Here is a 6030-nt window from a genome sequence, read left to right as displayed (position 1 = left end):
TGTCACAGTGGTTCAGTTCGACTGAACCACTGTGACATTGGGCGCGACGGGTGGGGGCGGCGAGTGGGGTGACCCTGGTCAATTGCTGAGCAGTGAATCGCGCACCAGTCGGCGGAGAACTTTCCCGATCTGGGACCGGGGCAGATCCTCGACCACCACGATCCGCCGCGGCACCTTGTATGCCGTCAGATTTTTGCGGCAGTGCTCGCGCGCTGCATCGACGTCGAATTCGTCCTTCGACACACCCTCGTCCAGCAGCACCGCCGCGACCACTTCCTCGCTGCCGCCCGCGGTCGGCAGGCCCACCACGGCCGCATCGGCCACTCCGGGGACATGTCGCAGGGCCGCCTCGACTTCGGATGGCATGACATTGAATCCGCCGGTGATGATCAGTTCCTTGATTCGGTCCACGACGGTGACGAAGCCGTCGGGATCGACCTCCACGATGTCGCCGGTCCGGAACCAGCCGCCCTCGAGTAACGACTCGGCGGTCTGCTCCGGTTTGTTCCAATAGCCGGAGAACACCTGAGGTCCTCGGATCAGCAGTTCCCCGCGCTCACCGATCTTCACGTCCTCCGTGGGGTTGTCGGGGTCAATGACCCGAATGTCGGTGCTGGGGAAGGGAACTCCCACGGCACCCGGGCGACGCGAGAGTCCGATGGGATTGCCGATCGCAACCGGCGAGGTTTCGGTGAGCCCGTACCCCTCGACCAGGAGGCCACCGGTCACCGCTTCCCACAGGTCGAGCGTCTCGGTCGGCAACGGCATCGCGCCGGAAATGGAGAAGCGCGCCGACGTCAGATCCACGCCTCGTTCCCTCGCAGCGCGGGCGAGCCGCTCGTAGATCGGCGGCACCGCGGGCATGAACGTGGGCGGGTGCTTCTTCGCAGCAGCCAGCACCAGGTCGACGTCGAACTTCGGGAACAGCACCAGGCGGGCGCCGATGCTCATCGAAAACGTCAGGCACAGTGTGAGCCCGTACGCGTGGAACATGGGCAGGACCGCGTAGACCACCTCCTTGCCGTCGACAAGCCCGGGAACCCACGCGCGTCCCTGTGCGGCGTTGGCGGCGAGATTGAGGTGCGTGAGCATGGCACCTTTGGGCGTTCCCGTGGTGCCGCTCGTGTACTGGATCGCCGCCAGGTCGCCGACCGCGGGCCGCGGATAGTCGGGGTCGAGTGGTCGGTCGGCGAGCAGTCGCTTCCACGGTATGGCTTCCGGCGCCGGCGCGGTGAGCGCCTTCCTCAGCGTGCGCGCCTTCGGGACCGGCAATGCGAGGGCCACCCGTTTGGACAACGGCATCGACTGCGTGATGTTCACGGCGATGACGTGCTCGAGGGCGGTGGTGCCGGATATTTCCTGAAGCATCGGGCACACCTTGTCCCAGGCCACGGCCACCTTCGCGCCGTGGTCCGCGAATTGGTGGCTCATCTCCTTGGCGGTATAGAGCGGATTGTGCTCGACGACGACACCGCCGATGCGCAGGACGGCATAGAACGCCACCACATGCTCGGGGCAGTTGGGCAGGACCAGGGCCACTCGATCTCCGCGGGCGACCCCGAGACGCCGTAACCCCTCGGCGGCCAGTAAGACTCGATCGCCGAGTTCGGAATACGTGAGTTCGGCCCCGAAGAATTCGAGTGCGGGTATGGGTCCGAATCGGGCGACCGACGTTTCGAACATGTCGACCAGCGAATCTCGGGGCAATTCGATATCCGCCGGCACGCCTTCGGCGTAACGATCGAGCCATACCCGTTCTGCGGTACTCAAGCTCGTCACCCTCTCACGGCCGGACGGGCTGTCCGGTGTTCGTTCGGTCTTCTGGAGAACCGTGTGCCTCAACCCTAGCAAGTCGGGGGGCTGCGGTGGGGTGGTGAATGCTGATTCGTTGTGTGCCAGCATGATCGGTGCGTCGACGACCCCTCAGTTCTCCGCCTCGCCCGGATCTTCGGCACCCTCGGCTTCGTCCCGTTCGGCCCATTCGAGGAGGGGAGCGAGAGAGAAGGCGGCATCGTCGATTCCGGCGTGCAGGTCGCCGAGCTTCGCAAAGCGAACGGGAACGGTGGCAATGGTGAAGTCACGCGGGTTCACGTCGTCGATCTCGTCCCAGGTGATCGGGGTGGAGACCGTCGCCTCGGGGACTCCCCGGACCGAGTAGGCGCTGGCAAGGGTGTGGTCGCGCGCATTCTGGTTGTAGTCGACGAAGAGCTTGCGCGGGTCGCGGTCCTTGCGCCACCACGTGGTGGTGACATAGTCGGGGGCCCGCCGTTCGATTTCCCGTGCAAATGCCAGTGCTGCGCGGCGTACGTCGCCGAAGCCCCAGGCGGGTTCGATGCGGACGTAGATATGTATGCCTTTTCCGCCGGAGGTCTTGGGCCAGCCCGTTGCACCGAGTTCGTCGAGAACCTCGTGCACGATCCCCGCAACCCGCTGCGCCGTGTCGAATCCGCACTCGGGCATGGGGTCGAGATCGATTCGCCATTCGTCGGGCCGTTCGACGTCGGCGCGGCGTGAGTTCCACGGGTGGAACTCGACCGTGGACATCTGCACCGCCCAGATGACGTCGGCCAGGTGCGTCACGCACAGTTCGTCCGCGTGGCGCCCGTATCGCGGGAAGTTCACCCGCACGGTCTGTACCCAGTCGGGCGCACCGTTCGGCAGGCGCTTCTGGTGGACCTTCTCGCCGCTGAGTCCCTCGGGAAAGCGGTGCATCATGCAGGGGCGTTCGCGGAGGGCGCGGACGATCCCGTCGCCGACGCCGAGGTAGTAGTTCGCGAGATCGAGCTTGGTTGCTCCGGTCGCCGGAAAATAGACTCGATCCGGATTCGAAATCCGCACCGTGCGGTCACCGACCTCGAGTTCCACAGCGGGGGACGTGCTTCTGCCGGTCGCCATGGGGCCAACTTAACGCGCGGTAGCCGTGTGCTGCAGCGGTCCGGACCGGATTTGCGCGTCCTGTTTCGGCTCGGATGGTTCCGGGTAGGCGCATCCACAGAATCCGCCCTTCCCGAAGCTCGTCTCAGAGGAGTAGCCGATGTTTGACGTGAGTTGCCATTCGGACCCCGGTTGCGCCGAGTCGTGCCCGAGCGCCGACAGCCGGTAGGGTTCTCATGCCCGAGCGCGGCGCACGCCCCAGGGTTTCGCCGGCACGCAGAATGATGTTGCGGGCGGTGCGGCATCTGTTCAGCCCACTGCGGCCAGACGACTATCTGGAACTGATCAACCCGCTGTGGACCACGCGGGAACTGCGCGGACGGGTCGAGAGAATCGATCCCGCCGGTGAAGACGCAGCGACCGTCCTGATTCGCCCCCAGTTCCGGTGGCCCGGGCACAAGGCCGGACAGTACGTTCGCCTGGGTGTCATCATCGACGGCGTCTACCACTGGCGCGCATATTCCCTGACCTCCGATCCGGATCCCGAGGACGGGCTGATCAGCGTGACGCCGAAGCTGGTGCGGTCGGGAGTCGTCTCGCCGCATCTGGTGCAGAAGATCGCGCCCGGGCAGGTTGTGCGGCTCGGTGAGGTGGAGGGGGTGTTCACCCTTCCGGACCCGCTGCCGGACAAGGTGCTGTTCATCAGCGCGGGCAGCGGAATCACTCCGATCATGAGCATGCTGCGCGATCTCCACCACCGCGACGCCCTCGGTGACGTGACGGTCATCCACTCGGCGCGCACCGCCGCGCAGGTGATGTTCCACGACACGCTGCGCGAACTCGACGCGCAACACGAGGGAATGAACCTGATCGTGCGAATCACCGGTACGGAGGGGCGCATAGCCCCGACCGACCTGGACACGCTGTGCCCGGACTGGCGGGAACGGGAAGCTTTTCTCTCCGGACCCGGCGAGATGCTCGACGAACTGGTCGAGCACTGGAACGATCACGGCGACCCCCGGCGACTGCATCTCGAACGGTTCCAGCCGATCATCGGCGGAGACGGCGCGGAGGGCGAGGGCGGCATCATCCGCTTCGTGGAGAGCGAGGTGGAAACCGAGTGCGACGGGGGGACCCCGATCCTGGTGGCCGGTGAGGAAGCCGGGCTCGAATTGCCATACGGATGCCGCATCGGCATCTGCCACACCTGTGTCGCCACCCTGAAATCGGGCAAGTTGCGGGATCTACGGACGGGCGAGGTCGCAGATGCCGGCGGTCAAGTGGTCCGGACCTGTGTCAATACCGCAGAAGGCGACATCGAAATCGAACTGTGAGATCCGACAGCGAGAAGGAGAGCCCCAGTGAGTATCGACGTCGACAAACCACTGTCGCATCTGAGTGACGACACCATCGAAGCATTGGCGAAGGAATTCGACGCCATTCACGACGAGGTGTACGCCGACCTCGGCGAACGTGACCGGCGCTACATCAAGAACGTGATCGCCGTCCAGCGGCAGTTGGCGGTCGCCGGGCGGGTGCTGCTGCTGGGTTCGGCGTCGAAGCCTGCCTGGCTGGCCGGAACCGCGTGCCTCGGGATGGCGAAGATCCTCGAGAACATGGAGATCGGGCACAACGTGATGCACGGTCAGTGGGACTGGATGAACGACCCGTACATCCATTCCTCCACCTGGGACTGGGACACCGCGTCGACTGCCAAGGCGTGGAAGCACTCTCACAATTACATCCACCACACGTTCACGAACATCCGGGGCAAGGACAAGGATCTCGGTTACGAGATCATGCGGATCGACCCGAACCAACGTTGGCACCCGGTGTATCTGGCGCAGCCGTTCTACAACGTGCTGCTCACGGCGTTCTTCGAATGGGGAGTCGCGCTGCACGACATGGACCTCGAAGCCGTTCGCGCCGGCGAGAAACCCCTGTCGGAAGTATGGGAAGACCTCAAGGGCATCAGCGGCAAGGCCCGCGCCCAGATCGTGAAGGACTACATCGGGTGGCCGGTCGTCAGTGCCGGTGCATTCGGTCTCGCCCAACTGGTGACGAGGGGACGGCTCCCGCAACCGACGGGCTCCCGTCTCGGACGACGACTGCGCAGGACGGGCCGGGGTGGACGCGCCGCCGCCGTCGCCGACCTGCTCGATCGGACAGTTCCCGGCGTGGAGCGCACGTTCCTCTCGACGCTGGTCGCGAACTTCACCGCCAACATCATCCGCAACGTGTGGTCGCACGCCATCATCTTCTGCGGCCACTTCCCGGACCAGACTTACACTTTCAGCAAAGAAGAAGTGAAGGACGAGACGCGGGGCGGCTGGTATGTGCGTCAGCTGGTGGGCGCGGCGAACATCGACGGCAGTCCGCTCTTCCACATCATCAGCGGAAACCTCGGTTACCAGGTGGAGCATCACCTGTACCCCGACATGCCGAGCACCCGGTACTCGGAGGTCGCGCCCAAGGTGAAGGAAATCTGCGAGCGGTACAGCCTGCCCTACAACACCGGGCCCTTCTCGCGGCAGTGGGGGCAGGTTCACCGGACCATCTTCCGGTTGGCGTTTCCCGGCGGCAAGCAGCGACCCAAGCCGGGACCGTATCGCCGCGAGAACGACACCTCGGGGACGCAACCCGGCCCGAGCGAGGCCGCGCAGTTCCGGCAGCGCGTTCCCGCGGACAGTCCTGTTGCCGGGCCGGAACACGGCTCGGGTGGTGTGGAGGTGTCGCCGCCGCCCCGAGAGCGGTAGGGGCGCGCGGGAGACTACGACCGTGAATGTGGCAGAACCGGCCCTGCGAACGGCCCGCACCGTTTTCGTGACGGCGCCGTTCCGGGCTGCCGCCGCGATGCGGGGTGCGCGAGTGTTTCATCCACGCGGCCTGGTCGTGGCCGGGAAAATCGAATTCGAGTCCTCGTGGTGGCCGCTGCCGCGCGGGACACCGCTGCCGGTGGTTGCCCGCTTCTCCGGAGGTATCGGGACACCGTCACGGATGCCGGACGTGCTGGGTCTAGCCCAGGTCTAGCCCCAATACCGTTCAGTTAGAGGGTTGTGCGGTATCGTGTCGGCGTGCCGCGTAGTGGATGGGTGAAGCCGGAGTCGGATCGTCGGCTGTCGGATCTAGTGTCGGTAGGGTTGCTGACCAGGGTGT

Annotated in this window: 5 protein-coding genes; 3 read left to right on the top strand and 2 right to left on the bottom strand. The window is 65.3% G+C overall.

Translation table 11 applies throughout. The features are described from left to right. Positions 1 to 78 precede the first annotated feature (78 nt). Entirely contained in the window at positions 79 to 1770 is a 1692-nt protein-coding gene (locus WAW17_RS07390; RefSeq protein WP_422332346.1) for a long-chain-fatty-acid--CoA ligase, read from the bottom strand. 153 nt (positions 1771 to 1923) lie between these two features. Then, positions 1924 to 2895 carry a non-homologous end-joining DNA ligase gene (gene ligD / locus WAW17_RS07385; RefSeq protein WP_422332345.1) on the bottom strand — a complete coding sequence of 324 codons (972 nt, stop codon included), beginning with the start codon at positions 2893 to 2895 and terminating at the stop codon, positions 1924 to 1926. A 215-nt stretch (positions 2896 to 3110) separates the two neighbouring features. Here ligD and WAW17_RS07380 point away from each other — a divergent pair, with 215 nt between their 5' ends. The 3 genes from WAW17_RS07380 to WAW17_RS07370 are packed head-to-tail and all read left to right on the top strand — an operon-like array spanning position 3111 to position 5904. Further along, positions 3111 to 4208, top strand: a complete 1098-nt coding sequence (locus WAW17_RS07380; protein WP_422332344.1) for a ferredoxin reductase — start codon at positions 3111 to 3113, stop codon at positions 4206 to 4208. A 27-nt stretch (positions 4209 to 4235) separates the two neighbouring features. After that, positions 4236 to 5630: a fatty acid desaturase family protein gene (locus WAW17_RS07375; RefSeq protein ID WP_422332343.1), complete on the top strand. Its 1395-nt coding sequence runs from the start codon at positions 4236 to 4238 to the stop codon at positions 5628 to 5630. Between the two features lie 22 nt (positions 5631 to 5652). Continuing rightward, entirely contained in the window at positions 5653 to 5904 is a 252-nt protein-coding gene (locus WAW17_RS07370) for a hypothetical protein (protein ID WP_422332342.1), read from the top strand. Positions 5905 to 6030 lie beyond the last annotated feature (126 nt).

The sequence above is a fragment of the Rhodococcus sp. (in: high G+C Gram-positive bacteria) genome (genome assembly GCF_049286785.1).
Classification (GTDB): Bacteria; Actinomycetota; Actinomycetes; order Mycobacteriales; family Mycobacteriaceae; genus Rhodococcus_F.
This window is presented reverse-complemented; position numbering and strand designations above follow the sequence as displayed.